19 protein-coding genes are annotated in these 24,255 nt (G+C 67.6%); 8 read left to right on the top strand and 11 right to left on the bottom strand.

The genetic code is table 11. The annotated features are described in order from the left end of the window. Positions 1 to 113 precede the first annotated feature (113 nt). Positions 114 to 707, top strand: a complete 594-nt coding sequence (locus ACV22Z_RS19550) for a YceI family protein (RefSeq protein WP_448077947.1) — start codon at positions 114 to 116, stop codon at positions 705 to 707. 210 nt (positions 708 to 917) lie between these two features. Beyond that, positions 918 to 2,195, top strand: coding sequence for an MFS transporter (locus ACV22Z_RS19555; RefSeq protein ID WP_448077948.1), 1,278 nt, complete (start codon positions 918 to 920; stop codon positions 2,193 to 2,195). Between the two features lie 192 nt (positions 2,196 to 2,387). Here the strand turns inward: ACV22Z_RS19555 and secF are convergent, their stop codons facing one another. The 5 genes from secF to queA form a co-directional block, all read right to left on the bottom strand. Then, positions 2,388 to 3,338 (bottom strand): protein translocase subunit SecF, encoded by a 951-nt coding sequence (secF, locus tag ACV22Z_RS19560; protein WP_448077949.1) that lies wholly within the window; start codon positions 3,336 to 3,338, stop codon positions 2,388 to 2,390. Positions 3,339 to 3,355: 17 nt separating this feature from the next. Next, positions 3,356 to 5,377, bottom strand: a complete 2,022-nt coding sequence (secD, locus tag ACV22Z_RS19565; RefSeq protein ID WP_448077950.1) for a protein translocase subunit SecD — start codon at positions 5,375 to 5,377, stop codon at positions 3,356 to 3,358. Between the two features lie 108 nt (positions 5,378 to 5,485). After that, positions 5,486 to 5,812: a preprotein translocase subunit YajC gene (gene yajC / locus ACV22Z_RS19570; RefSeq protein ID WP_448077951.1), complete on the bottom strand. Its 327-nt coding sequence runs from the start codon at positions 5,810 to 5,812 to the stop codon at positions 5,486 to 5,488. Positions 5,813 to 6,046: 234 nt separating this feature from the next. Beyond that, on the bottom strand, positions 6,047 to 7,234 hold the full coding sequence (tgt, locus tag ACV22Z_RS19575) for a tRNA guanosine(34) transglycosylase Tgt (RefSeq protein WP_448077952.1): 1,188 nt from the start codon (positions 7,232 to 7,234) through the stop codon (positions 6,047 to 6,049). A 214-nt stretch (positions 7,235 to 7,448) separates the two neighbouring features. Further along, positions 7,449 to 8,516 carry a tRNA preQ1(34) S-adenosylmethionine ribosyltransferase-isomerase QueA gene (gene queA / locus ACV22Z_RS19580; protein WP_448077953.1) on the bottom strand — a complete coding sequence of 356 codons (1,068 nt, stop codon included), beginning with the start codon at positions 8,514 to 8,516 and terminating at the stop codon, positions 7,449 to 7,451. Positions 8,517 to 8,677: 161 nt separating this feature from the next. Between queA and recG the strand changes: the two genes are divergently transcribed. The 6 genes from recG to ubiA all read left to right on the top strand — a co-directional run bounded on the left by recG (position 8,678) and on the right by ubiA (position 16,235). Further along, positions 8,678 to 11,029: an ATP-dependent DNA helicase RecG gene (gene recG, locus ACV22Z_RS19585; RefSeq protein WP_448077954.1), complete on the top strand. Its 2,352-nt coding sequence runs from the start codon at positions 8,678 to 8,680 to the stop codon at positions 11,027 to 11,029. A gap of 125 nt (positions 11,030 to 11,154) precedes the next feature. Next, a complete protein-coding gene (locus tag ACV22Z_RS19590) occupies positions 11,155 to 12,114 on the top strand; it encodes a LysR substrate-binding domain-containing protein (RefSeq protein ID WP_448077955.1) in 960 nt (319 codons plus the stop codon). 186 nt (positions 12,115 to 12,300) lie between these two features. Then, entirely contained in the window at positions 12,301 to 12,438 is a 138-nt protein-coding gene (locus ACV22Z_RS19595) for a hypothetical protein (protein ID WP_448077956.1), read from the top strand. Positions 12,439 to 12,603: 165 nt separating this feature from the next. Next, positions 12,604 to 14,790, top strand: a complete 2,187-nt coding sequence (katG, locus tag ACV22Z_RS19600; RefSeq protein WP_448077957.1) for a catalase/peroxidase HPI — start codon at positions 12,604 to 12,606, stop codon at positions 14,788 to 14,790. 123 nt (positions 14,791 to 14,913) lie between these two features. Then, the gene (locus tag ACV22Z_RS19605; protein WP_448077958.1) at positions 14,914 to 15,075 is read left to right on the top strand and encodes a hypothetical protein; all 162 of its coding nucleotides are present in this window, start codon (positions 14,914 to 14,916) and stop codon (positions 15,073 to 15,075) included. A 296-nt stretch (positions 15,076 to 15,371) separates the two neighbouring features. Continuing rightward, positions 15,372 to 16,235, top strand: coding sequence for a 4-hydroxybenzoate octaprenyltransferase (gene ubiA, locus ACV22Z_RS19610; RefSeq protein WP_448077959.1), 864 nt, complete (start codon positions 15,372 to 15,374; stop codon positions 16,233 to 16,235). A 267-nt stretch (positions 16,236 to 16,502) separates the two neighbouring features. On the opposite strand, the gene proC is transcribed toward ubiA, so the two are convergent. From proC to ACV22Z_RS19640, 6 genes are all read right to left on the bottom strand, one after another. Then, a complete protein-coding gene (gene proC, locus ACV22Z_RS19615; protein WP_448077960.1) occupies positions 16,503 to 17,315 on the bottom strand; it encodes a pyrroline-5-carboxylate reductase in 813 nt (270 codons plus the stop codon). A gap of 22 nt (positions 17,316 to 17,337) precedes the next feature. Further along, a complete protein-coding gene (locus ACV22Z_RS19620) occupies positions 17,338 to 18,036 on the bottom strand; it encodes a YggS family pyridoxal phosphate-dependent enzyme (protein ID WP_448077961.1) in 699 nt (232 codons plus the stop codon). Between the two features lie 272 nt (positions 18,037 to 18,308). Beyond that, the gene (glcF, locus tag ACV22Z_RS19625; RefSeq protein WP_448077962.1) at positions 18,309 to 19,535 is read right to left on the bottom strand and encodes a glycolate oxidase subunit GlcF; all 1,227 of its coding nucleotides are present in this window, start codon (positions 19,533 to 19,535) and stop codon (positions 18,309 to 18,311) included. Positions 19,536 to 19,825: 290 nt separating this feature from the next. Beyond that, positions 19,826 to 20,914: a glycolate oxidase subunit GlcE gene (gene glcE / locus ACV22Z_RS19630; RefSeq protein WP_448077963.1), complete on the bottom strand. Its 1,089-nt coding sequence runs from the start codon at positions 20,912 to 20,914 to the stop codon at positions 19,826 to 19,828. A gap of 183 nt (positions 20,915 to 21,097) precedes the next feature. Continuing rightward, complete coding sequence (locus tag ACV22Z_RS19635) at positions 21,098 to 22,588, bottom strand: FAD-linked oxidase C-terminal domain-containing protein (protein WP_448077964.1); 1,491 nt, start codon at positions 22,586 to 22,588, stop codon at positions 21,098 to 21,100. A gap of 37 nt (positions 22,589 to 22,625) precedes the next feature. Then, positions 22,626 to 24,035: an FAD-binding oxidoreductase gene (locus ACV22Z_RS19640; RefSeq protein ID WP_448077965.1), complete on the bottom strand. Its 1,410-nt coding sequence runs from the start codon at positions 24,033 to 24,035 to the stop codon at positions 22,626 to 22,628. Between the last annotated feature and the right edge of the window lie 220 nt (positions 24,036 to 24,255).

The following is a 24,255-nucleotide window of genomic DNA, read 5'->3' on the forward strand; positions in this document are numbered from 1 at the left end:
GTCGTCGCCGACGAGGTGCAGATCAAGTTTCACATCGTGTCCGCCAAGTAAGCGGGACGCTGTCGCACAACCCGGCGCCGCACGTGCGTGCGGCGCATTCCAAGGAGATTGAGTTGAAGAAGCATCTGATGATTGCGGCGGGCGCGCTCGCCGCTTCGCTGTCGTTTTCCGCGTTCGCCAGCAGCGCGACGTACCAGTTCGACCCGAGCCACACGTACCCGAGCTTCGAGGCTGACCACTTCGGCGGCCTGTCGGTGTGGCGCGGCAAGTTCGACAAGTCGAGCGGCACGGTGACGCTCGATCGTGCGGCGAAGACGGGCACGGTCGAAGTGACGACCGACATCGCATCGGTCAGCACCGGCAACACGAAGCTCGACGAGCACCTGCAGTCGGCCGAATTCTTCGACGTCGCGAAGTATCCGCAGGCCAACTACAAGGGCACGATCAAGTTCGACGGCGACAAGCCGGTCGAGGTGGTCGGCAACCTGACGATGCACGGTATCACGAAGCCGCTGACGCTGAAGATCGATTCGTTCAAGTGCATGCCGCACCCGATGCTCAAGCGCGAAGTGTGCGGCGTCGACGCGGCCGGCGAGTTCAATCGCGACGACTTCGGTGTCGACTACGGCAAGCAGTACGGCTTCAAGATGAAGACCACGCTGCAGATCACGGCCGAAGCGATCAAGCAGGACTCGACCAAGCAGTAAGCCGGCCTCGATCGCAACGGGCGGCGCGAGCCGCCTGCGAAGCACCGCCGCGTTTCCCGTCGGGACGCGGCGGTTTTTTTTGGCCCGCCGCGCTGCGCAGCCGGGGCAGGCGCCGCGTCTATAATCCCCAGGACGCGACCGGCGCGCCGCATGTGCGCCGAGCGGACGAGAACGAACAACGAGAATCGAATAACGACAAGGAGATCGCCGATGCATGCCGTCACGCCGTCCCGTTCCATCGCTTCGTCGCCGCGCGTGTGGCGCGCGGTCGTGGCCGCATCGATCGGCAATGCGCTCGAGTGGTTCGACCTCGTCGTCTACGGCTTCTTCGCGGTGACGATCTCGAAGCTGTTCTTCCCGGCCGGCAACGACACCGTGTCGCTGCTGCTGACGCTCGGAACGTTCGGCGTATCGTTTTTCATGCGGCCGCTGGGCGCGATCGTGCTCGGCGCGTATGCGGACCGGGCAGGGCGCAAGGCCGCGCTGACGCTGTCGATCCTGCTGATGATGGCGGGCACGCTGGTGATCGCGGTGCTGCCGACCTACGGTTCGATCGGCATCGCCGCGCCGCTGATCCTCGTCGCCGCACGGCTGATGCAGGGCTTTTCGGCGGGCGGCGAGTTCGGCAGTGCAACCGCGTTCCTCGCCGAGCACGTGCCGGGCCGGCGCGGTTTCTTCGCGAGCTGGCAGGTCGCGAGCCAGGGCCTGACGACGTTGCTCGCCGCGGTGTTCGGCACCGTGCTGAACGCGCAGCTCACGGCCGCGCAGATGGCCGCGTGGGGCTGGCGGATCCCGTTCTTCTTCGGCCTGCTGCTCGGGCCCGTCGCGTACTACATCCGCGCGAAGGTCGACGAGACGCCGGAGTTCCTCGCGGCCGAAGCCACCGCGAACCCGCTGCGCGACACGTTCGCGTCGCACAAGGCGCGCCTGCTCGCGGCGATGGGCGTGGTCGTGCTCGGCACCGTCGCGACCTATCTCGTGCTGTTCATGCCGACCTACGGGGTGAAGGAGCTCGGCCTCGCGCCGTCGGCCGCGTTCGCGGCGATCCTCGTCGTCGGCGTGATCCAGATGGCGTTCGCGCCGCTCGTCGGCCACTGGTCGGACCGTTACGGCCGCGTGCGCGTGATGGTCGCGCCGGCGCTCGCGATCCTCGTGCTGATCTATCCGGCATTCGCGTACCTGGTCGCGCATCCGGACGTCGGCACGCTAATCGCGGTGCAGGTCGTGTTCGCGTTCCTGATGACCGGCTATTTCGCGGCGCTGCCGGGCCTGCTGTCCGAAGTGTTTCCGGTGCAGACGCGCACGACCGGGATGTCGCTCGCGTATAACGTCGCGGTGACGATCTTCGGCGGCTTCGGGCCGTTCATCATCGCGTGGCTGATCCGCGCGACAGGCACGAAGACCGCGCCGAGCTTCTATCTGATGTTCGCGGCGCTGCTGAGCCTCGCGGCGCTGGCGGCGTTGCGCAGGCGCTTCGGATTCCGGTGATGCGCGGCAGGGTGGGGCGGATCGGCGATGACGCGCCCGGCCGCCCGGCCGGTAACGCGTCGGCCCCGCCGGCGCGCCTCACGCGCCTGACGTGCGTGCGAGCGCGGCGCGGCAAGCGGAGCGATCTCCCGAAAAGCAGAAAGGCCGGTTCATGAGAACCGGCCTTTTCCGTTTGCCGAAGCAGCGACGCGCTTACACCTGCGCGCCCGCGTTCGGATCGTCGGGGTCGTGCGCGAGCTTCTTGTCCTTGATCAGGTCTTCGCGCTTGATGCCGAGCCACATCGCGAGCGAGCCGGCGACGAACACCGACGAGTAGATGCCGAACAGGATGCCGACCGTCAGCGCGAGCGCGAAGTAGTGCAGCGTCGGGCCGCCGAAGAAGAACATCGACAGCACCATCATTTCGGTCGACGTGTGCGTGATGATCGTCCGCGACATCGTGGTCGTGATCGCGTGGTTGATCACTTCCTGCACGGTCATCTTGCGTTCGCGCCGGAACGTCTCGCGGATCCGGTCGAAGATGACGACCGACTCGTTGACCGAGTAGCCGAGCACCGCGAGGATCGCCGCCAGCACCGCGAGTGAGAACTCCCACTGGAAGAACGCGAAGAAGCCGAGAATGATCACGACGTCGTGCAGGTTCGCGATGATGCCGGCGACCGCGTACTTCCATTCGAAGCGGAACGACAGGTAGATCACGATGCCGATCACGACGCACAGGAGCGCGAGCAGGCCGTCGGTCGCGAGTTCCTTGCCGACCTGCGGGCCGACGAACTCGACGCGCTGCAGCGCGACGTCGGCGCTCTGCGCCTTCAGCGCGGTCATCACCTGGTCGCTTTGCTGCGCGGACGTCAGCCCCTGCTTCAGCGGCAGGCGGATCAGCACGTTGCGCGACGTGCCGAAGTTCTGCACTTGCGCGTCGGCGTAGCCGAGCTGGCCGAGCGTCGCACGCACGGGCTCGAGCTGCGCGGCCTGCTGGTACTGCACTTCGATCACCGTGCCGCCCGTGAACTCGACGGACAGGTGCAGCCCGCGATGGAACAGGAAGAACACGGCGGCGAGGAACGTTACCAGCGAGATCACGTTGAAGACCAACGCGTGCCGCATGAACGGGATGTCTTTACGGATACGGAAAAATTCCATGGTCGTCTCCGGGGGCCTTATTGGGTCGAGCCCGGTTTCTTCGGCGCAACGCGCTGCTGGGCGCGGTTGCGCAGCTGCGGCTTGCCGGCGCGCGGCGCATTGCTCGGCGCCGGTGCGGCGAGCTTCGCGGCACGCGCGGTGTCGGTCGATTCGTCCGCCGCGGCGAACGACGCAGCAGCGGCGGCGCCTTCCGGCCTCCACACCTGGCCGATCGCGAGCGACTTCAGTTTCTTGCGGCCGCCGTACCAGAGGTTGACGAGCCCGCGCGAGAAGAACACCGCGGAGAACATCGACGTCAGGATGCCGATACAGTGCACGATCGCGAAGCCGCGCACCGGGCCCGAGCCGAACGCGAGCAGCGCGAGGCCGGCGATCAGCGTCGTGACGTTCGAGTCGAGAATCGTCGCCCAGGCGTGCTGGTAGCCGGCCTGGATCGCGAGCTGCGGCGGCTGGCCGGCGCGCAGTTCCTCGCGCACGCGTTCGTTGATCAGCACGTTCGAGTCGATCGCCATGCCGAGCGCGAGCGCGATAGCGGCGATGCCGGGCAGCGTCAGCGTCGCCTGCAGCATCGACAGCACGGCGATCAGCAGCAGCAGGTTCACCGACAGGCCGATCACCGAGACCACGCCGAACAGCATGTAGTACGCGATCATGAACACGGCGATCGCGCAGAAGCCCCAGATCACCGAGTGGAAGCCCATCTTGATGTTGTCGGCGCCGAGGCTCGGGCCGATCGTGCGTTCCTCGATGATGTCCATCGGTGCGGCGAGCGAACCGGCGCGCAGCAGCAGCGCGAGGTCGGCGGCGGCCTGCGGGGTCGGCTGGCCCGTGATCTGGAAGCGGTCGCCGAGTTCCGACTGGATCGTCGCGACCGTCAGCACTTCACCCTTGCCCTTCTCGAACAGCACCATCGCCATCGGCTTGCCGATGTTGTCGCGCGACACCGCGCGCACCGCGCGGCCGCCCGCCGAGTCGAGACGGATGTTGACCGACGGACGCTGGTGTTCGTCGAAGCCGGCCGACGCATCGATGATGCGGTCGCCGGTGAAGATCACGTCCTTCTTCAGCAGCACGGGTGCCTGGTTGCCCTGCGTGAACAGCTCCTCGCCCGGCGGCACCGGATCGTTCGGGTTCGGGTGCGTGTTGAGCGGATCGGCGAGGCGCGCCTCGAGCGTCGCGGTACGGCCGATGATGTCCTTCGCCTTCGCGGTGTCCTGCACGCCCGGCAGCTCGACGACGATGCGGTCGCTGCCCTGCTGCTGCAGGATCGGCTCCGACACGCCGAGTTCGTTGACCCGGTTGTGGAGCGTCGTGAGGTTCTGCTTGAGTGCCGCGTCTTCGACGGCCTTCTGCACGGCCGGCGTGAACGTGCCGACGACCTGCACGCCGCCGCCACCGGGCTGGGTCGCCCATTGCAGCTCGGTGATCGACGAGGTGAGCAGCTTGCGCGCGTCGTCGGCGGTCTGCGCGTCGCTGAAGTTGACGACGACGGTCTGGTCGACGCGGCTCACGCCGCCGTCGCGGATGTTCTTGTCGCGCAGCAGCGTGCGCGCGTCGGATGCGTCGGAGTCGAGCTTCTTCGTCAGCGCGCCCGTCATGTCGACTTGCAGCAGGAAGTGGACGCCGCCGCGCAGGTCGAGGCCGAGGTACATCGGCAGCGCGTGCAGCGCGGTCAGCCAGCGCGGCGAGGCGCTTTGCAGATTCAGCGCGACGATGTACTGCGGATCGTTCGGATCGGCGTTCAGCGTCTTCTGCAGCAGGTCCTTCACGCGCAGCTGCGTGTCCGTGTCCTTCACGCGCACGCGGATGTTCGCGTTGGTCGCGGTGTTCTCGAACGTGACGTCGTCCGGCGTGATCTGGGCGGCGGCGAGCGCGGCGTCAACCTGGCTGAGCGTCGCCGAGTCGAGCTTGACCGTGGCCTTGCCGCTCGACACCTGCACCGCCGGCGCTTCGCCGAAGAAATTGGGCAATGTGTACAGAAGGCCGATGGCGAGCGCCACGACCATCACGACATATTTCCAGAGTGGGTAACGATTCATGAGGGGGCCGAACGGGGTAGTTGGCTTGAAAGCGTCGCGTCCGGCGCCGCGTGGGGGCCCGCTTCTCGGGCGGGCGCGGCGCGGGGAGCCGGACGCTCGGGGAAGGGCTTACAGCGACTTGATCGTGCCCTTCGGCAGAATGGTCGTGACGGCGGCCTTCTGCACGGTGATTTCGGTGCCTTCGGCGATCTCGATGCCGATGTAGGCTTCCGAGACCTTCGTCACCTTGCCGACGAGACCGCCGCTCGTGACGACTTCGTCGCCCTTCGCCATGGCGGACAGCATGTTGCGGTGCTCCTTCTGACGCTTCATCTGCGGACGGATCATGATGAAGTAGAGTACGCCAAACATCAGGATGAGCGGCAGGAAGCTCATCAGGCTCGATTCGGCGCCACCCGCGGCACCTTGCGCGAAGGCATTGGAAATGAACGGCACGTTGGTCTCTCCGTAAGGGGAAGATCGAAAATTAAGCCGGTTATTCTACCACCGGCCCCAAGCGCGACGGCGACGCAAAATGCGCTTTGGGATCAAGCTGTTAAAGCGCGAACCGGTACCGCCGTGACCTGAATGGAAAGGTAATTGTAATATTTGGCGGCCCGGACCGATAGTTGAATCGGATTATTTAGTACACGTCCTATGTGACGGACCGCGGTGCGGGCAGCCGGTCCGTCAGTCGACGCCTCTCGCGCGATCCTCCGCGAAGCGCTGGCGGAACGCGTCGAACGTATGGGTCTCGATCGCGTCGCGGATCTCGCTCATCAGCTGCAGGTAGTAGTGCAGGTTGTGGATCGTGTTCAGCTGTGCGCCGAGAATCTCGCCGACGCGGTGCAGGTGGTGCAGGTAGCCGCGCGAGAAGTTCTGGCACGTGTAGCACGTGCAGCTTTCGTCGAGCGGCTTCAGCGAGTTCTTGTGCGTCGCGTTGCGGATCTTCACGTCGCCGAAGCGGGTGAAGAGCCAGCCGTTGCGCGCGTTGCGGGTCGGCATCACGCAGTCGAACATGTCGATGCCGTTCGCGACGCCCTCGACGAGATCCTCCGGCGTGCCGACGCCCATCAGGTAGTGCGGCTTGTGCGCCGGCAGCTTCGGGCCGACGTGCTGCAGCACGCGCATCATGTCTTCCTTCGGCTCGCCGACCGACAGCCCGCCGATCGCGAGGCCGTGGAAATCGAGCTCCGCGAGGCCCGCGAGCGATTCGTCGCGCAGGTCCTCGAACATCCCGCCCTGGACGATCCCGAACAGCGCGTTCGGGTTGCCGAGCCGGTCGAACTCGTCGAGCGAGCGCTTCGCCCAGCGCAGCGACATCCGCATCGAGTCGGCCGCTTCCTTGTGCGTCGTCGGCACGCCGTTGGTCGCATACGGCGTGCATTCGTCGAACTGCATCACGATGTCCGAGTTCAGCACCTTCTGGATCTGCATCGACACTTCGGGCGACAGGAACAGCTTGTCGCCGTTGATCGGCGACGCGAACGTGACGCCGTCCTCGGTGATCTTGCGCAGGTCGCCGAGCGAGAACACCTGGAAGCCGCCCGAATCGGTCAGGATCGGCTTGTTCCAGCCCATGAAGCCGTGCAGGCCGCCGTGCGCGTCGATCGTGTCGAGGCCCGGGCGCAGCCACAGGTGGAACGTGTTGCCGAGGATGATCTGGGCCTTGATCTCGTGCAGCTCGCGCGGCTGGATCGCCTTCACGGTGCCGTAGGTGCCGACCGGCATGAAGATCGGCGTCTCGACGACGCCGTGGTTGAGCGTCACGCGGCCGCGGCGCGCGTGGCCGTCGGTCGTCAGCAATTCGAATTTCAGGCCGTTGTCCGGGCGGACGTGATCATGCGTATCGTGAGTGTGGGATGAACCTTCGGTCATCGCTTTATTCTCCTTGCTACCGGAAAACAGTCCGGCGCATGTTGAAAGCGCCGCCAGGGAAGCCGGCGGCGGTGAAAATCGAGGTGCGCCCGGCGGACGGGCGCGGTGATGTCCATAGCGAACCGCGGGCGCACACGGTTCGCGCCTGTGTCGTACCCGCGCGCATCCGGCAAGCGCGCTCGACGGAACGCGCGGACGCCGCGCTCAGCAGCGCTTACGCGCGCGGCGCTTCCGGCGTGTCGCGCCGCGTGAGCAGCATCGCGTCGCCGTAGCTGAAGAAGCGGTAGCGCGCGTCGATCGCGTGCCGGTACGCGGCGCGGATCGTCTCGACACCCGCGAACGCGGACACCAGCATCAGCAGCGTCGACTTCGGCAGGTGGAAGTTCGTGACGAGCCGGTCGACCACCCGGAAACGGTAGCCGGGCGTGATGAAGATGTCGGTTTCGGCCTGTGTCGCCGCGAGCGGACGGCGCGCGGCATCGGCGTCGCGCGCCGCGGCCTCGAGCGCGCGCATCGACGTCGTGCCGACCGCGATCACGTTGCCGCCGCGCGCGCGGGTCGCGGCGATCTTGTCGACGAGCGACTGCGGCAGCTCGTACCACTCGCTGTGCATCCGGTGCTCGGCGATGTTGTCGACCCGCACCGGCTGGAACGTGCCCGCGCCGACATGCAGCGTCAGCGTCGCGCGCTCGACGCCCATCGCGTCGAGCTTCGCGAGCAGCGGCTCGTCGAAGTGGAGCCCGGCCGTCGGCGCGGCGACCGCGCCCGGGTTGCTCGCGTACACGGTCTGGTAGCGGGTTTCGTCGGTCGCGTCCGGATCGTGCTCGATGTACGGTGGCAGCGGCAGTCGGCCATACTGCTCGATCAGCGTCAGGCACGGCTCGGGGAAATGCAGCGTGAAGAACGGCTCGACGCGCTCGCCGACCGTCACGTCGAATGCATCGGCGAGCGTCAGCGTCGTGCCGGCGCCCGGCGACTTGCTCGCGCGGATCTGCGCGAGCGCGGTGTGCGTGCCCGTCACCCGCTCGATCAGCACCTCGATCTTGCCGCCGCTCGCCTTGTGGCCGAAGAAGCGCGCCTTCAGCACCTTGGTGTCGTTGAACACGAGCAGGTCGCCGGCCGAAATGCACGACGGCAGCTCGGTGAAATGGCGATCGGTGAGGCGCGGCGGCTCGACCGAATGGTCGACCTCGAGCAGGCGGCTCGCGGTGCGGTCGGGCAGCGCGGTTTGCGCGATCAGCTCGGGCGGCAGATTGAAATCGAAATCGGAAAGCGTGAACATGCGGGCTGGTTCGAAGCGGCCGGCGTGCGCCGCCGTTGGGCGGAAACGCGTAAATGGGGCGCGCGAGCCGCTATGATGGCGGGATGCGCGGCTGGGCCGGCGTTGCTTATTCGGACGACGTGAAAGCCGCTATTGTACTTGCGAAGCACCCTGACGATCCGATGCCAGTGTCACCACGCCGTTCCTCCGCCGCCGTTGCCGATTCCGCCGACCCGTTCGACGCTGACGCCGCCGCGCCACCCGCGCCCCGCGCGGGGCAGCGCCGCGCCGGGCCGCGCCGCGGCGCCGATGGGCGGCTCGCGCAGCCGGCGGCGGCGTTCGATGGGCTCGCGTCCGGGACCGATCCGGGCGAATCGGCGGCGGCCGAGGCGGCCGATGCGGACGCGGCGAACGCGGTGGGCGCGGCCGCGCCGAAACGCAAGAAAGCCGCGAGCGAGAAGTCCGACAAGCCCGTCAAGACCGCCGACAAGCTCGCGAAGCTCGGCCTCACGCGCTCGATCGATCTCGTGCTGCATCTGCCGATGCGCTACGAGGACGAGACGACGCTCACGCCGATCGACGAACTGCTGCCGGGCGGCATCGCGCAGACGGAAGGCGTCGTGTTCGACAACGAGGTCGCCTACCGGCCGCGCCGCCAGCTCGTCGTGAAGATTCGCGACGACGACGGGGCTCAGCTCGTGCTGCGCTTCCTGAACTTCTACGGATCGCAGGTCAAGCAGATGGCCGTCGGCCAGCGGCTGCGCGTGCGCGGCGACGTGCGCGGCGGCTTCTTCGGGATGGAGATGGTGCACCCGGCGGTGCGCGTCGTCGAAGCCGATTCTCCGCTGCCGCAAGTGCTCACGCCCGTCTACCCGAGCACGGCCGGCGTGTCGCAGGCCTATCTGCGCAAGGCGATCGAGAACGCGGTCGAGCGCACGCCGCTGCCGGAACTGCTGCCCCCCGAGATCGACCGTGCGTACCTGAAGCCGCTCGGCGTGCCGTCGCTCGCGGATGCCGTGCGGATCCTGCATCACCCGGGCGTCGATTCAGACGAACCCGCGCTGATGGACGGCTCGCATCCCGCGTGGACGCGCATCAAGTTCGACGAGCTGCTCGCGCAGCAGCTGTCGCTGAAGCGCGCGCATGAGGAGCGCCGCACGCGCTCCGCGCCCGCGATGCCGCGCCGCGCGGCGAACGACGCCGACGCGCTGACGACGCGTCTCTACGCGGCGCTGCCGTTCACGCTGACGGGGGCACAGGCGCGCGTCGTCGACGAGATCGCGCACGACCTCACGTTGCCGCACCCGATGCAGCGCTTGCTGCAGGGCGACGTCGGCAGCGGCAAGACGGTGGTCGCGGCGCTGGCGGCCGCGCAGGCGATCGACGCCGGCTACCAGGCCGCGCTGATGGCGCCGACCGAAATCCTCGCCGAGCAGCATGCGCGCAAGCTGCGCGGCTGGCTCGAACCGCTCGGCGTGTCGGTTGCATGGCTCGCCGGCAGCCTGAAGGCGAAGGAGAAGCGCGCGGCGATCGAGGCGGCCGCGCTCGGCACCGCGCAGCTCGTGATCGGCACGCACGCGATCATCCAGGACGCGGTCGAGTTCGCGCGCCTCGGCCTCGTGATCGTCGACGAACAGCACCGCTTCGGCGTCGAGCAGCGCCTCGCGCTGCGTGCGAAGGCGGCGAATGCCGCGGACGGCGCGCAGGGTTTCCAGCCGCACCAGCTGATGATGTCGGCTACGCCGATCCCGCGCACGCTCGCGATGACGTACTACGCGGATCTCGACGTGTCGACGATCGACGAACTGCCGCCTGGCCGCACGCCGATCCTGACGCGCCTCGTCGGCGACGCGCGGCGCGAGGAAGTGATTGCGCGCGTGCGCGAAGCCGCGCTGACGGGCCGCCAGGTGTACTGGGTCTGCCCGCTGATCGAGGAAAGCGAGACGCTGCAGCTGCAGACGGCCGTCGAGACCTACGAGACGCTCGTGGCTGCGCTGCCCGAGCTGCAGGTCGGGCTCGTGCACGGGCGCCTGTCGACGGGCGACAAGGCGGCGGTGATGGACGCGTTCACGCGCAACGACGTGCAGCTGCTCGTCGCAACGACCGTGATCGAAGTCGGCGTCGACGTGCCGAACGCGTCGCTGATGGTGATCGAGCACGCGGAGCGCTTCGGTCTCGCGCAGCTGCACCAGCTGCGCGGCCGGGTGGGGCGCGGCACCGCGGCGTCGGTGTGCGTGCTGCTGTACAGCGGGCCGCTGTCGCTGACCGGCCGCGCGCGGCTGAAGACGATGCGCGAGACGACCGACGGCTTCGAGATCGCACGGCGCGACCTCGAGATCCGCGGTCCCGGCGAATTCCTCGGTGCGCGCCAGTCGGGCGCGGCGATGCTGCGCTTCGCGAACCTCGAAACCGACGGCTGGCTGATCGAGCCGGCCCGCGAAGCGGCTGCGCGGCTGATCGCAGGCTACCCGGACGTCGTCACGCAGCATCTCGCGCGCTGGCTCGGCGCGCGCGAGCAGTACCTGAAAGCGTGATCGCAGATTGAGGGTCGGATTTAAAGGCGCGGGATCGCGGGTGATTTTGCGGAGAAACTTGGCGAACCGGCGTCACAGGGTGTATAAATTAAACCTATCGCCTGTATCTATTTGATTGACCAACAATGACGCTGACTGAATTGAAATACATCGTCGCGGTCGCGCGCGAGCGGCATTTCGGCCGCGCGGCCGAAGCGTGCTTCGTGAGCCAGCCGACGCTATCGGTAGCGATCAAGAAGCTGGAAGACGAGCTCAACGTACAGATCTTCGAGCGCGGCGCGAGCGAAGTGAGCGTCACGCCGATCGGCGACCAGATCGTCACGCAGGCGCAGCGTGTGCTGGAGCAGACCTTCGCGATCAAGGAGATCGCGAAGCAGGGCAAGGATCCGCTCGTCGGCCCGTTCCGCCTCGGCGTGATCTACACGATCGGGCCGTACCTGCTGCCGACGCTCGTCAAGCAGATGATCCAGCGGGTTCCGCAGATGCCGCTGATGCTGCAGGAGAACTACACGCTGAAGCTGCTCGAACTGCTGAAACAGGGCGAGATCGACGCAGCGATCATGGCGCTGCCGTTCCCGGAGACGGGCCTGATGGTGCGGCCGCTGTACGACGAGCCGTTCGTCGTTGCGCTGCCGGCCGGCCACCCGTGGGAGAAGCGCCACCAGATCGACGCAGAGGACCTGAAGCAGGAGACGATGCTGCTGCTCGGCAACGGCCACTGCTTCCGCGATCACGTGCTCGGCGTGTGCCCGGAATTGATGCGCTTCTCGCAGACGGCCGACGGGATTCAGAAGACGTTCGAGGGCTCATCGCTCGAGACGATCCGTCACATGGTCGCGAGCGGTGTCGGCATCACCGTGCTGCCGCGGATGTCGGTCGCCGAGGTCGGGCCGCGCGCGAACGGCCCCGATGCCGAGCTGCTGTCGTACGTGCCGTTCAACGACCCGGTGCCGGACCGCCGCGTCGTGCTCGTGTGGCGCAAGAGCTTCACGCGGATGCCCGCGATCGACGCGATCAGCGACGCGATCACCACGTGCGACCTGCCGGGCGTCGCGAAGCTCGACATGCCGGCGACGGTGAACTGACACGATGCGGCCCATGGTCGCAGAAGATGGGCGGGGCCTTGCGGCCCCGTTTATTTTTGACTATCGTATAGATGAAATTTATTGAATTCAAATAAACAATAGGTCTGTATAAACTCCTTTGCATGGATCGATGCACTGCCGACACGGCGGTCTGCACGTTCAACGCAAGCGTCAAAGGAGGGTGTCATGATGCGTTCGGTATTGCAGCACGCGCAGCGGAACATCGCGCCGCACGAGAAGGTCGTAGATCGAGCCAGGGCTGCGATCCGGAGACTGCGCCCGATCGCGTTCGCCTACCTGGCGGACCGTGCCTATGGCGGCTGAGCCGTCCGGCGCCGGCCGTGCGCTCCCCGACGCCACCTGATCTGATCCAGCACGACGTAGCACGATGGGAGCCACGCTCCCGCTTTTACCCCGCAGTGACCATCCGCCTCCATGTTCGCGTTCCGGACCGGGCAGGTGGATGCCAACGAACTTAGGAGAAGACGCATGTCGACTGAAACGAAGTGCCCGTTCCATCACACCGCAGCCAGCGGCACGTCGAACCGGGACTGGTGGCCCAATCAGCTCAACCTGAATATCCTCCACCGGCATTCGTCCCTGTCCGATCCGATGGACAAGGAATTCAACTACACCGAAGCATTCGGCAAGCTCGATCTGGCCGCGGTGAAAAACGATCTCCGCGCGCTGATGACCACGTCGCAGGACTGGTGGCCGGCCGACTTCGGCCATTACGGCGGCCTCTTCATCCGCATGGCATGGCACAGCGCCGGTACGTACCGCACGGCTGACGGCCGCGGCGGCGCCGGCGGCGGCCAGCAGCGCTTCGCGCCGCTCAACAGCTGGCCCGACAACGGCAACCTCGACAAGGCGCGCCGCCTGCTGTGGCCGATCAAGCAGAAGTACGGCCGCAACATCTCGTGGGCCGACCTGATGATCCTCTCCGGCAACGTCGCGCTCGAATCGATGGGCTTCAAGACCTTCGGTTTCGCGGGCGGCCGTCCGGACACCTGGGAACCGGACGACGTGTACTGGGGCGCGGAGAAGATCTGGCTGGAATTGAGCGGTGGCGCGAACAGCCGCTACTCGGGCGACCGCAACCTGGAGAACCCGCTTGCCGCCGTGCAGATGGGCCTGATCTACGTGAACCCCGAAGGCCCGGACGGCAACCCCGACCCGGTCGCCGCCGCGCGCGACATCCGCGACACGTTCGGACGGATGGCGATGAACGACGAGGAAACCGTCGCGCTGATCGCGGGCGGCCACACGTTCGGCAAGACGCACGGCGCCGGTCCCGCATCGAACGTCGGCGCCGAGCCGGAGGCTGCGCCGCTCGAGGCGCAGGGCCTCGGCTGGAAGAGCACCTATGGCACGGGCAAGGGCGGCGATGCGATCACGAGCGGCCTCGAGGTCACGTGGACGACGACGCCGACGCAGTGGAGCAACAACTTCTTCGAGAACCTGTTCGGCTACGAATGGGAGCTGACGAAGAGCCCGGCCGGCGCGCACCAGTGGGTCGCGAAGGGCGCGCAGTCCGTGATTCCGGATGCGCACGATCCGTCGAAGAAGCATCTGCCGACGATGCTGACCACCGACCTGTCGCTGCGCTTCGATCCGGCGTACGAAAAGATCTCGCGCCGCTTCTACGAGAATCCGGACCAGTTCGCCGACGCGTTCGCGCGCGCATGGTTCAAGCTGACGCACCGCGACATGGGCCCGCGCGCACGCTATCTCGGCCCGGAAGTGCCGGCTGAGGAACTGCTGTGGCAGGATCCGGTTCCGTCTGTCGACCACGCGCTGATCGACGACGCGGATGCGGCCGCACTGAAGGCGAAGATTCTCGAATCGGGCCTGTCCGTGTCGCAGCTCGTGTCGACCGCATGGGCGTCGGCGTCGACGTTCCGCGGCTCCGACAAGCGCGGCGGCGCGAACGGTGCGCGCATCCGCCTCGCGCCGCAGAAGGACTGGGACGTGAACCAGCCGGCGCAGCTCGCGAAGGTGCTGGACACGCTCGAGGGCATCCGGAAGGCGTTCAACGATGCACAGGCCGACGGCAAGAAGGTGTCGCTCGCCGACCTGATCGTGCTGGCCGGTGCCGCAGGCGTCGAGCAGGCAGCGAAGAACGCGGGCCACCCGGTGACGGTGCCGTTCGCGCCGGGCCGCACGGACGCGTCGCAGGAGCAGACCGACGTCGAAGCGATGGCCGTGCTCGAACCGGTTGCAGACGGTTTCCGCAACTACCTGAAGGGCAAGTACACGGTGCCGGCCGAGGCGCTGCTGGTCGACAAGGCACAGTTGCTGACGCTGACCGCGCCGGAGATGACGGCGCTCGTGGGCGGGCTGCGCGTGCTGGGCGCGAACGTCGGGCAGACGCAGCACGGCGTGTTCACCGACCGGCCGGAAGCGTTGACCAACGACTTCTTCGTGAACCTGCTCGACATGGGCACGGAGTGGAAGCCGGCGTCGGCCGCGAACGACGTGTTCGAAGGACGCGATCGCGCGACGGGCAAGGTCAAGTGGACGGGCACGCGCGTCGATCTGGTGTTCGGCTCGCACGCGCAGTTGCGCGCGCTGGCCGAAGTCTACGGCAGCACGGATGCGCAGGCGAAGTTTGTCCGCGACTTCGTCGCGGCCTGGAACAAGGTGATGAACCTCGACCGCTTCGACCTCGCGTGATGCCGGCAAGCTGCTGCTGAAGGTCTGGCAGCAGGAAATGTGGAAAAGGCCGGCGGAAACGGCCGGTCGTGCGACCGGCCGTTTCCGTCTGGACGATCCGTTTTGTTTGAAGGAGTGACGATCATGACGCAGACGATCCTGGACATGCACAGCGCGCTCGCGGCGCCCATGAAGCGCGCGCCCGCCGCAGCACTGCGGCGTTTCGTCGGCATTGCGATCGCGGGCAGCGGCGCGGCCGTGCTGATCGCGCAGGCCATGCACGGTCTGGCCGCCGCGGGCGCTTGAGCGCGAGCCCGAATTCGTACGCGTTCAGCGCAAATGACGCGCGCATGATCCACGCTGCGTTGGTGTGACATGATCACGCAGCGTCTGCAGACGCATGAACGGACCGCACGGATGCCGCGCGCGTTGCTCACTCGAGCGGCGGGCACAAGGCCGCGGGCGTAAAGCGCCTGTTTCGACTCCGACCCCCGATACTCGCGACACATTGCGCCGCCAGTGTGCCGAGCGCAAGGCCGTCGACATGACGCGACCTGCCGCTGGGCTCTAAAATGCCGGGGTTATCTTCCCGGTGCTCCACCATGCTCGCCCGCTTTCCCCTGTATCTGCGGCTCGTCCGGATGGACAAGCCGATCGGCAGCCTGCTGCTGCTCTGGCCGACGCTCAACGCGCTGTGGATCGCATCGAACGGCCATCCGCGCTGGCAACTGATCGTGATCTTCGCGCTCGGCACGCTGCTGATGCGCTCGGCCGGCTGCGCGATCAACGATTACGCGGACCGCGATTTCGACCGCCACGTGAAGCGCACGGCCGACCGTCCGCTGACGTCGGGCAAGATCCAGGCGTGGGAAGCGATCGCGATCGCGGTCGGGCTGTCGCTCGTCGCGTTCCTGCTGATCCTGCCGCTCAATGCGCTGACGAAAGAGCTGTCGGTCGTCGCGGTGATCGTCGCGGGCACCTATCCGTTCATGAAGCGCTTCTTCGCGATTCCGCAGGCGTACCTGGGCATCGCGTTCGGCTTCGGCATTCCGATGGCGTTCGCGGCCGTGCAGGACACAGTGCCGATGCTCGCGTGGATCATGCTGATCGCGAACGTGTTCTGGTCGGTCGCGTACGACACCGAATACGCGATGGTCGACCGCGACGACGATATCAAGATCGGGATCCGCACGTCGGCGCTGACGTTCGGCCGCTTCGACGTCGCGGCGGTGATGGCGTGCTACGCGGTCACGCTCGGCATCTACGTGTGGATCGGGCTGATGCTCGGCTTCGGCCTAGTGTACTGGGCAGGGTGGGCGGCCGCGGCCGGCTGCGCGCTGTATCACTACACGCTGATCAAGGATCGCGAGCGGATGCCGTGCTTCGCTGCGTTCCGGCACAACAACTGGCTCGGCGGCATGCTGTTCGTCGGGATCGCCCTGCATTACGCAGTGGCCGGGGCCTGAACGCGGCCCGGCGCGACTGACGTCGCGCGCCGGCGGAAGCGGGCGCGCGGTCGAAAGCCCGATCGGCGCATGCCGATCGGGCTGTTTCGGTCAGGCTGACTCTCTCGTCAAGCGGTTCAAAACACCCGGCACTAACGCTGGAAGCGGTCCAGAATATCCAAGCGGTTCAACAGCCCTTGGCAGCCTGGTCTTTAACTGTCCAACTTTACGGGGTCAGCTCAGAAGGCCGCTTTTTCACTTCGTCGGGACGGAGCTTGTTGCACGCGCTTACGCGCGGCCGAGCTCGTCGCCCATTTCCTTCGCGCGCGCCTCGGCCGCGAGCGCGCCGCGCACGATCGCTTCCTTCACGCCCTGCGCGTCGAACGACGCGAGCGCGGCCGCCGTCGTGCCGCCCTTCGACGTCACGCGTTCGCGCAGTACGCTGGCCGGCTCGCCGGACTGCGCGGCGAGCTGCGCGGCACCCGTGAACGTCGCGACCGCGAGCGCGCGGCCCTGCTCGTCGTTCATCCCGAGACGGCGCGCCGCTTCCTGCAGCGCTTCGATGAAATAGAACACGTACGCGGGGCCGCTGCCCGAGATCGCGGTGACGGCGTCGAGTTGCGATTCGTCGTCGAACCACACGATCTCGCCGACCGCGCCGAGCACGCCCGACGCGAGCTCGCGGCCCGCCGCATCGACGCCCGGCAGCGCGGCGAGGCCCGTCACGCCCATGCCGACGAGCGCCGGCGTGTTCGGCATCGTGCGCACGACGCGCGAGTAGTCGCCGAGCCAGCGTGCGAGGTCGGTGCCGCGGATACCCGCCGCGATGCTGATTACGAGCTGCGACTTCAGGTGCGGCGCGAGCGCCTGCGCGACGTCCTTCAGCACTTGCGGCTTCACCGCGAGCACGATCGCGTCGTAGTCCGCGAGCGTGGCGTCGACGGCCGCGCCGGTGCGGATGCCGAACTGCTGCTCGTTGCGCTTGCGGACGTCTTCGTTGACGTCGATCGCGTACAGGCCGTCCGCGGCGACGCCGCGCTTGACGAGGCCGCCGATCAATGCCGCGGCCATGTTGCCGCCGCCGATGAATGCGATTTTCATGATGTCGGGTTCGGGAAGTGGATCAATGGAAATAGTCGCGCGCGCCGAAGATCGCGGTGCCGACCCGCACGATCGTCGCGCCTTCGAGCACGGCCGCCTCGAGGTCGGCGGACATGCCCATCGACAGCGTGTCGAGCGGCAGGCCGTCCGCGCGCAGCGCGTCGAACAGCGCGCGCAGCGCGCGGTGCGGCGCGCGCTGCGCATCGGGGTCGCTCGCGGGCTCGGGAATCGCCATCAGGCCGCGCAGTCGCAGCGACGGCAGCGCGGCGATCGCGCGCGCGATGTCGGCGACGTCGTCCGGCGCGACGCCGCTCTTCGACGCCTCGCTGCTGATGTTCACTTGCACGCATACGTTGAGCGGCGGCAGGTGCGCGGGCCGCTGCTCGGCGAGCCGTTGCGCGATCTTCAGCCGGTCGACCGAATGCACCCAGTCGAAGCGCTCGGCGACGGGCCGCGTCTTGTTCGACTGCAGCGGACCGATGAAATGCCATTCGAGGCCGGCGCGCAGATCGGCGAGCGCGTCGATCTTGTCGATCGACTCCTGCACGTAATTTTCGCCGAACGCGCGCTGACCGGCCGCATGCGCGGCGCGCACGGCATCGGCGGGGAATGTTTTCGACACGGCGAGCAGCGTGACGGTGGCGGGATCGCGGCCGGCCGCGCGTGCGGCGTCGGCGATGCGGCGATGAACGGATTCCAGCTGAACGGCAAGATCGGACATGACGGGCACGAATTTGGGCACGAGCGCAGGCACTCAAGCAGGCACTCAAGCAGGCACTCAAGCAGGCACTCAAGCAGGCACTCAAGCAGGCGCGCCGCTGACACGCGGCGCATCGATTCGCATTATACGGACGCGGCACGCGCAGCCGGGCTTGCACCCGTGCACGACGGGTCCTTTCCGGGCCCGTTTCAAGTCCATTCGGCAGCGGCCCGCGCAACGATCGCGCGGACTCGCCGCACGCACGCATGCCGCGCGGCGAGCGGCCGACGCGCTCAGCCGTAAAGCAGGTGCTCGACCAGCTGGATCCAGTGCGTGACCGGGATCTGCGTGCCGCTTTGCAGGTGCGCGATACAGCCGACGTTCGCGGAGACGATCATCTGCGGCTCGAGCGCCTGCAGTTTCGCGAGCTTCTGCTTGCGCAGCTTGTACGACAGCGACGGCTGCGTCAGCGAATAGGTGCCGGCCGAGCCGCAGCACAGGTGGCTGTCGGCGGGCAGGCGCACGTCGATGCCGAGCGTTTCGAGCAGCCGTTCGACCTTGCCGCGCGATTGCTGGCCGTGCTGCAGCGTGCACGGCGGGTGATACGCGACGGTATGGATCGCGCGGCGCCGCGCAAGCGACGCAAGTTCGGCCTCGAACGCGAGCAGCACGTCCGAGATGTCACGCGTGAGCGCGACGATGCGCTGCGCCTTCTCCGCATAGGCCGGGTCGTCGCGCAGCAGGTGCGCGTATTCGAGCACCGTCGCGCCGCAACCGGACGCGTTCATCACGATCGCCTCGGCGCCTTGCTCGACATACGGCCACCATGCGTCGATGTTGCGGCGCGCGTCGTCGAGCGCTTCGTCGTGATAGTTCAGGTGCAGCCGGATCGCGCCGCAGCAGCCGGCCTCGGGCGCGACGACGGTCTCGACGCCGAGCGCATCGAGCACGCGCGCGGTCGCGATGTTGATGTTCGGCAGCATCGACGGCTGCACGCAGCCGGCCAGCATCAACATCTTGCGGGGATGGGTGCGGTGCGGCCATTCGAGCAGCTTCGTGCGCGGCGGCACCTTGTCGCGCAGCCGCTTCGGCAGCAGCGGCCGCACGTGCTGGCCGAGCCGCATCACCGGCGAAAACAGCGCGCCGTTCGGCACGAAGCTCGCGAGCGCGCGGCGCACGAGCCGCTGCGACAGCGGCCGCCGCACCTGCGCTTCGACATGCTTGCGGCCGATTTCGACGAGACGGCCGTACTGGACGCCCGACGGGCAGGTCGTCTCGCAACTGCGGCACGTGAGGCAGCGATCGAGATGCTGCTGCGTGCTGCGCGTGACAGGCGCGCCTTCGACCATCTGCTTGATCAGGTAGATGCGCCCGCGCGGCCCGTCGAGTTCGTCGCCGAGCAGCTGGTAGGTCGGGCAGGTCGCGGTGCAGAACCCGCAATGCACGCACTTGCGCAGGATCGCGTCGGCTTCGTCGCCGTCGGGCGTATTGCGGATGAAATCGGCGAGGTTCGTTTGCATCGAGCTTAGGGTCTGTTTACATATGGAACGCGCATGCGTTGCCACGAGAACGGCCGCTCGCGAGGCGCGCGACGCCGCGAATACTGACGTATCGCCAAGGAGCGCAACGCGGCGAGCGGCCGTTCTCGTGGCAACCCCAAATTAAAAAATTCATGTCACGGGAATGCCCGAAATCGCCCGTATGGCGGCGTCGCTCGTCGCTTGTTTGGCACGGCCAAACGGCGCTCCTCACTTCTTGCCCTACGAGCGATTTCGGGCATTCGCATGTGCGTTCCATATGCAAACAGACCCTAAAGATCGGGGTAGAGCCGGCCGCGGTTGAAGATGCGCGCCGGATCGAATGCGGACTTCAACCCGCGGTGGATTTTCATCAGCGGCGCGGGCAGCGGCGTGAACACGCCGGCGCTGCGGTCGTACGATTCGCCGGCGCGGAACAGCGTCGCGTGGCCGCCCGCCTGTTTCGCGCTCATGCGCACGGTCTGCGCGTCGGCGTCGGTGATCCACCAGCGCTGCGCGCCGCCCCATTCCATCAGCTGGGTGCCCGGCAGGTGCATCGGCTCGGTGATGCTCGGCAGCGACAGGCGCCACAGCGCGAAGCCCGGCGGAATGCCGTTGAAGAACGGATCGGTCTGCTCGCGCAGGCCGGCCCAGAAGCGCTCGGCCTCGACCGCGTCGACGACTTCGCCGCCGAGCTGCGTCTTCGCGGCCTTCACCGCGGCCTCGGCGCCGGACAGGCGCAGCACGAGCGTGCCGTTGCGCCACGCGCTCGCGCTGACGGGCAGCGGGTGGCCGCCCCATTCGTTGAGCTTGCGCACCGCGTCGGTCGCGCTCATCTCGAACTTCAGCGTGACTTCGGCGACGGGCACCGGCAGCACCTTGATCGACAGCTCGAGCATCAGCCCGAGCGTGCCGAGCGAGCCGGCCAACAGCCGCGACACGTCATAGCCGGCGACGTTCTTCACGACCTGGCCGCCGAACCGCAGCACTTCGCCGCGGCCGTTCATCAGCGTGACGCCGAGCACGAAATCGCGCGGCGCACCGCAGGTTGCGCGCCGCGGGCCCGCGAGCCCCGCCGCGATGCAGCCGCCCACGGTGGCCGGGCGGCCGAAATGCGGCGGCTCGAACGGCAGCATCTGGCCGCGTTCGCCGAGGACGGTTTCGAGCTGCACAAGCGGCGTGCCCGCGCGGACCGTCACGACGAGTTCGGCCGGGTCGTACGACACGATGCCGTGAAACGCACGCGTGTCGAGTATCTCGCCCTCGAGCGCCTGGCCGTACCAGTCCTTGGTGCCGCCGCCGCGGATCCGCAGCGGCCGGCCGTCGGCACTGGCGGCGCGGGTGCGCTCCGCCCATTCGGCGACGATGTCGTCCTCTTCCATGATCGGTTGCTGCCTCGTCTTGTTGTCCGGTCGATTGTACCGGGGTGACGCGAATGCACATCGCGACTATCCCTAAGCCCGGTTCACGGGTGGAGCGCGGCGGCCGCGCGCGAACAGCCGGGCCGGCCGGGCGGTACATCGTCCGCCCGGCCGGCGGCGCGCATCCGCGCGCCAGGCCGGTGCTCAGAAGCGCGGCAGGTCGGGATGCGGCAGGAGCCCGCCGCGCACGTGCTGGCGGCCGTATTCGGCGCACCGTGCACGCGTGGGAATGCCCTTGTCGGGATTGAGCAGGCTGGGCGGATCGAACGCGCGCTTGACCGCGAAGAACGCATCGCGCTCTTGCGGCGAGAACTGTACGCACATCGAATTGAGCTTCTCGATGCCGACGCCGTGCTCGCCCGTCACGGTGCCACCGAACTCGACGCAGCACTCGAGGATCTCCGAGCCGAACAGCTCCGCGCGATGCAGTTCGTCGGGATCGTTCGCGTTGTAGAGGATCAGCGGATGCATGTTGCCGTCGCCCGCGTGAAACACGTTGATGCAGCGCAGCCCGTAGCGCGTCTCCATCTGCTCGATGCGTGCGAGCAGCGGCCCGACCGCGCGACGCGGCACGGTGCCGTCCATGCAGTAATAGTCAGGGGAAATCCGTCCGGCGGCCGGAAACGCGTTCTTGCGGCCCGACCAGAAGCGCAGCCGCTCGCTCTCGTTGCGCGACACCTGGATGCGCGTCGCGCCGTGCTCGCGCAGCACCGCCGTCATCCGCACGATCTCCTCGGCGACTTCTTCAGGCGTGCCGTCCGATTCGCACAGCAGGATCGCCTTCGCGTCGACGTCGTAGCCTGCGTGCGTGAACGCTTCGACAGCCTGCGTCGCCGGCTTGTCCATCATCTCGAGCCCGGCCGGGATGATGCCCGATGCGATGATCGCCGCGACCGCCTCGCCGCCCATGACGACGTCGTCGAAGCTCGCCATCACGAGCTGCGCAGTCTGCGGTTTCGGGATCAGCTTCACCGTGACTTCGGTGACGATCGCGAACATGCCTTCGCTGCCGATCGTCACCGCAAGCAGGTCGAGGCCCGGCGCGTCGAGCGCGAGCGAGCCGAATTCGACGATCTCGCCTTCGATCGTCACCGCGCGCACGCGCAGCACGTTGTGCACGGTCAGGCCGTACTTGAGGCAGTGCACGCCGCCGGAATTTTCCGCGACGTTGCCGCCGATCGTGCAGGCGATCTGCGACGACGGATCCGGCGCGTAGTACAGGCCGTACGGCGCGGCGGCCTCGGAGATCGCGAGGTTGCGCACGCCGGGCTGCACGGTCGCCGTGCGCGCGTACGGGTCGACTTCGACGATGCGCGTGAAGCGCGCGAGCGACAGCACGACGCCGAGCGAGATCGGCAGCGCGCCGCCCGACAGGCTCGTGCCCGCACCGCGCGGCACGATCGGCACCTCCATGCGCCGGCAGATCTGCACGATGCGCTGCACCTGCGATTCCGTCTCGGGCAGCGCGACCGCGAGCGGCAGGCGCCGGTAAGCGGACAGTCCGTCGCATTCGTACGGCGCGGTGTCTTCGTCGCGGTACAGCAGGCAGTGCGTCGGCAGCACGGCCATCAGCGCCTGCACGACTTCGCGCTGGCGCTGCGCGCGCATCTCGGCCGACAGTTCGGGAGCGTTCATCGGGTCTCCTGCATGTGCGCCGGGTCTGGGCTCCGGGTCAGCACGTAAAAATCTTGCCGGGGTTCATCAGGTTGCGCGGATCGAGCGCGAGCTTGATCGCGCGCATCGCGTCGATCGCGCTGTCGCCGTGCTCCTTCGGCAGGAAGCGCATCTTGTGCAGGCCGACGCCGTGCTCGCCCGTGCAGGTGCCGCCCATCCGCAGCGCGCGCTCGACGATCCGGTCGTTGATGCGCTCCGCTTCTTCGAGCTCCTCCGGCTTGTCGGGATCGATCAGGATCGCGACGTGAAAGTTGCCGTCGCCGACGTGGCCGACGATCGGGCAGGGCAACGTCGAAGCGCGCAGGTCGACCTCGGTTTCCTCGACGCAGGCGGCGAGCTGCGAGATCGGCACGCAGACGTCGGTCGTCACCGCGCGGCAGCCCGGCTTCAGCTGCAGCATCGCGAAATAGGCGTTGTGGCGCGCGGCCCAGAGCCGGCTGCGGTCTTCCGGCCGGATCGCCCATTCGAAGCCCTGGCCGCGGTTCTGGCCGGCCAGCGATTCGACCAGCTCCGCCTGCTCCTTCACGCCGGCCTCGGTGCCGTGGAATTCGAAGAACAGCGTCGGCGCTTCGGTGAGCGTCAGGTTCGAGTGGCGGTTGATCGAGCGGATCGCGAGCGAATCGACGAACTCGACACGGGCGATCGGCACGCCGATCTGGATCGTCTCGATCACGGTGCGCACCGCATCGCCCATCGTCGGGAACGTGCAGATCGCGGCCGACACGGCTTCCGGCAGCGGATGCAGCCGCAGCGTGATCTCGGTGATCACGCCGAGCGTGCCTTCGGAGCCGACGAACAGGCGCGTGAGGTCGTAGCCGGCCGACGACTTGCGGGCGCGCGAGCCCGTCTTCACGACGCGGCCGTCGGCGAGCACTGCGGTCAGGCCGAGCACGTTCTCGCGCATCGTTCCGTAGCGCACGGCGTTGGTGCCGGACGCGCGGGTCGCGGTCATGCCGCCGATGCTCGCGTCGGCGCCGGGATCGATCGGGAAGAACAGGCCCGTGTCGCGCAGCGCTTCGTTGAGCGCCTTGCGGGTGATGCCGGGCTCGACCGTCACGGTCAGGTCTTCCGCGTTGATCGACAGCACGCGGTTCATTTCGGACAGGTCGAGCGACACGCCGCCGCGCACCGCGAGCAGATGGCCTTCGAGCGACGAGCCCGCGCCGTACGGGATCAGCGGCACGCCGTAGAGCGCACATAGCGACACGACTTGCCGGACGTCGTCGACGCTGCGGGCAAACACGACGGCGTCGGGCAGCTGCGGGTCGAACGGCGATTCGTCGCGGCCGTGATGCGCGCGCACGGCGTCGGCCGTCGACACGCGCTCGCCGAAGGCGGCGCGCAGCGCATCGAGCAGGGCGGGGGGCAGGGGGCGACGCGATGCGACCGGTGGGGCGGGGTGATTCACGCAAGTCTCCTGTCGATCGGCGTGGGTGCGGTGGCGTGGGTGTCGACCGGAGCCTGCGTCATCGCACGCTGATCTCGTGCAAAGTTCGACTGCTTGGCTGGCAGATCCCGCCACTTGGCGGTTTGGGCCCATTCTACGCTGGAACACCTGCTGCGAGCCGCGCAGCGGGCTGCGATAATCGGTATTCCACGCAACCGGGGCCGTGCTGCGGCCGCATGAC

It is taken from the genome of Burkholderia sp. PU8-34 (genome assembly GCF_053427725.1).

Coding starts and splice junctions, on each gene's coding strand:
- katG (WP_448077957.1), top strand. CDS start 12,604: ATGTCGACTGAAACGAAGTGCCCGTTCCATCACACCGCAGCCAGCGGC.
- ubiA (WP_448077959.1), top strand. CDS start 15,372: ATGCTCGCCCGCTTTCCCCTGTATCTGCGGCTCGTCCGGATGGACAAG.
- ACV22Z_RS19635 (WP_448077964.1), bottom strand. CDS start 22,588: ATGAACGCTCCCGAACTGTCGGCCGAGATGCGCGCGCAGCGCCAGCGC.
- secF (WP_448077949.1), bottom strand. CDS start 3,338: ATGGAATTTTTCCGTATCCGTAAAGACATCCCGTTCATGCGGCACGCG.
- ACV22Z_RS19605 (WP_448077958.1), top strand. CDS start 14,914: ATGACGCAGACGATCCTGGACATGCACAGCGCGCTCGCGGCGCCCATG.
- glcE (WP_448077963.1), bottom strand. CDS start 20,914: ATGGAAGAGGACGACATCGTCGCCGAATGGGCGGAGCGCACCCGCGCC.
- proC (WP_448077960.1), bottom strand. CDS start 17,315: ATGAAAATCGCATTCATCGGCGGCGGCAACATGGCCGCGGCATTGATC.
- recG (WP_448077954.1), top strand. CDS start 8,678: ATGCCAGTGTCACCACGCCGTTCCTCCGCCGCCGTTGCCGATTCCGCC.
- ACV22Z_RS19555 (WP_448077948.1), top strand. CDS start 918: ATGCATGCCGTCACGCCGTCCCGTTCCATCGCTTCGTCGCCGCGCGTG.
- ACV22Z_RS19590 (WP_448077955.1), top strand. CDS start 11,155: ATGACGCTGACTGAATTGAAATACATCGTCGCGGTCGCGCGCGAGCGG.
- secD (WP_448077950.1), bottom strand. CDS start 5,377: ATGAATCGTTACCCACTCTGGAAATATGTCGTGATGGTCGTGGCGCTC.
- ACV22Z_RS19595 (WP_448077956.1), top strand. CDS start 12,301: ATGATGCGTTCGGTATTGCAGCACGCGCAGCGGAACATCGCGCCGCAC.
- tgt (WP_448077952.1), bottom strand. CDS start 7,234: ATGACCGAAGGTTCATCCCACACTCACGATACGCATGATCACGTCCGC.
- queA (WP_448077953.1), bottom strand. CDS start 8,516: ATGTTCACGCTTTCCGATTTCGATTTCAATCTGCCGCCCGAGCTGATC.
- glcF (WP_448077962.1), bottom strand. CDS start 19,535: ATGCAAACGAACCTCGCCGATTTCATCCGCAATACGCCCGACGGCGAC.
- ACV22Z_RS19620 (WP_448077961.1), bottom strand. CDS start 18,036: ATGTCCGATCTTGCCGTTCAGCTGGAATCCGTTCATCGCCGCATCGCC.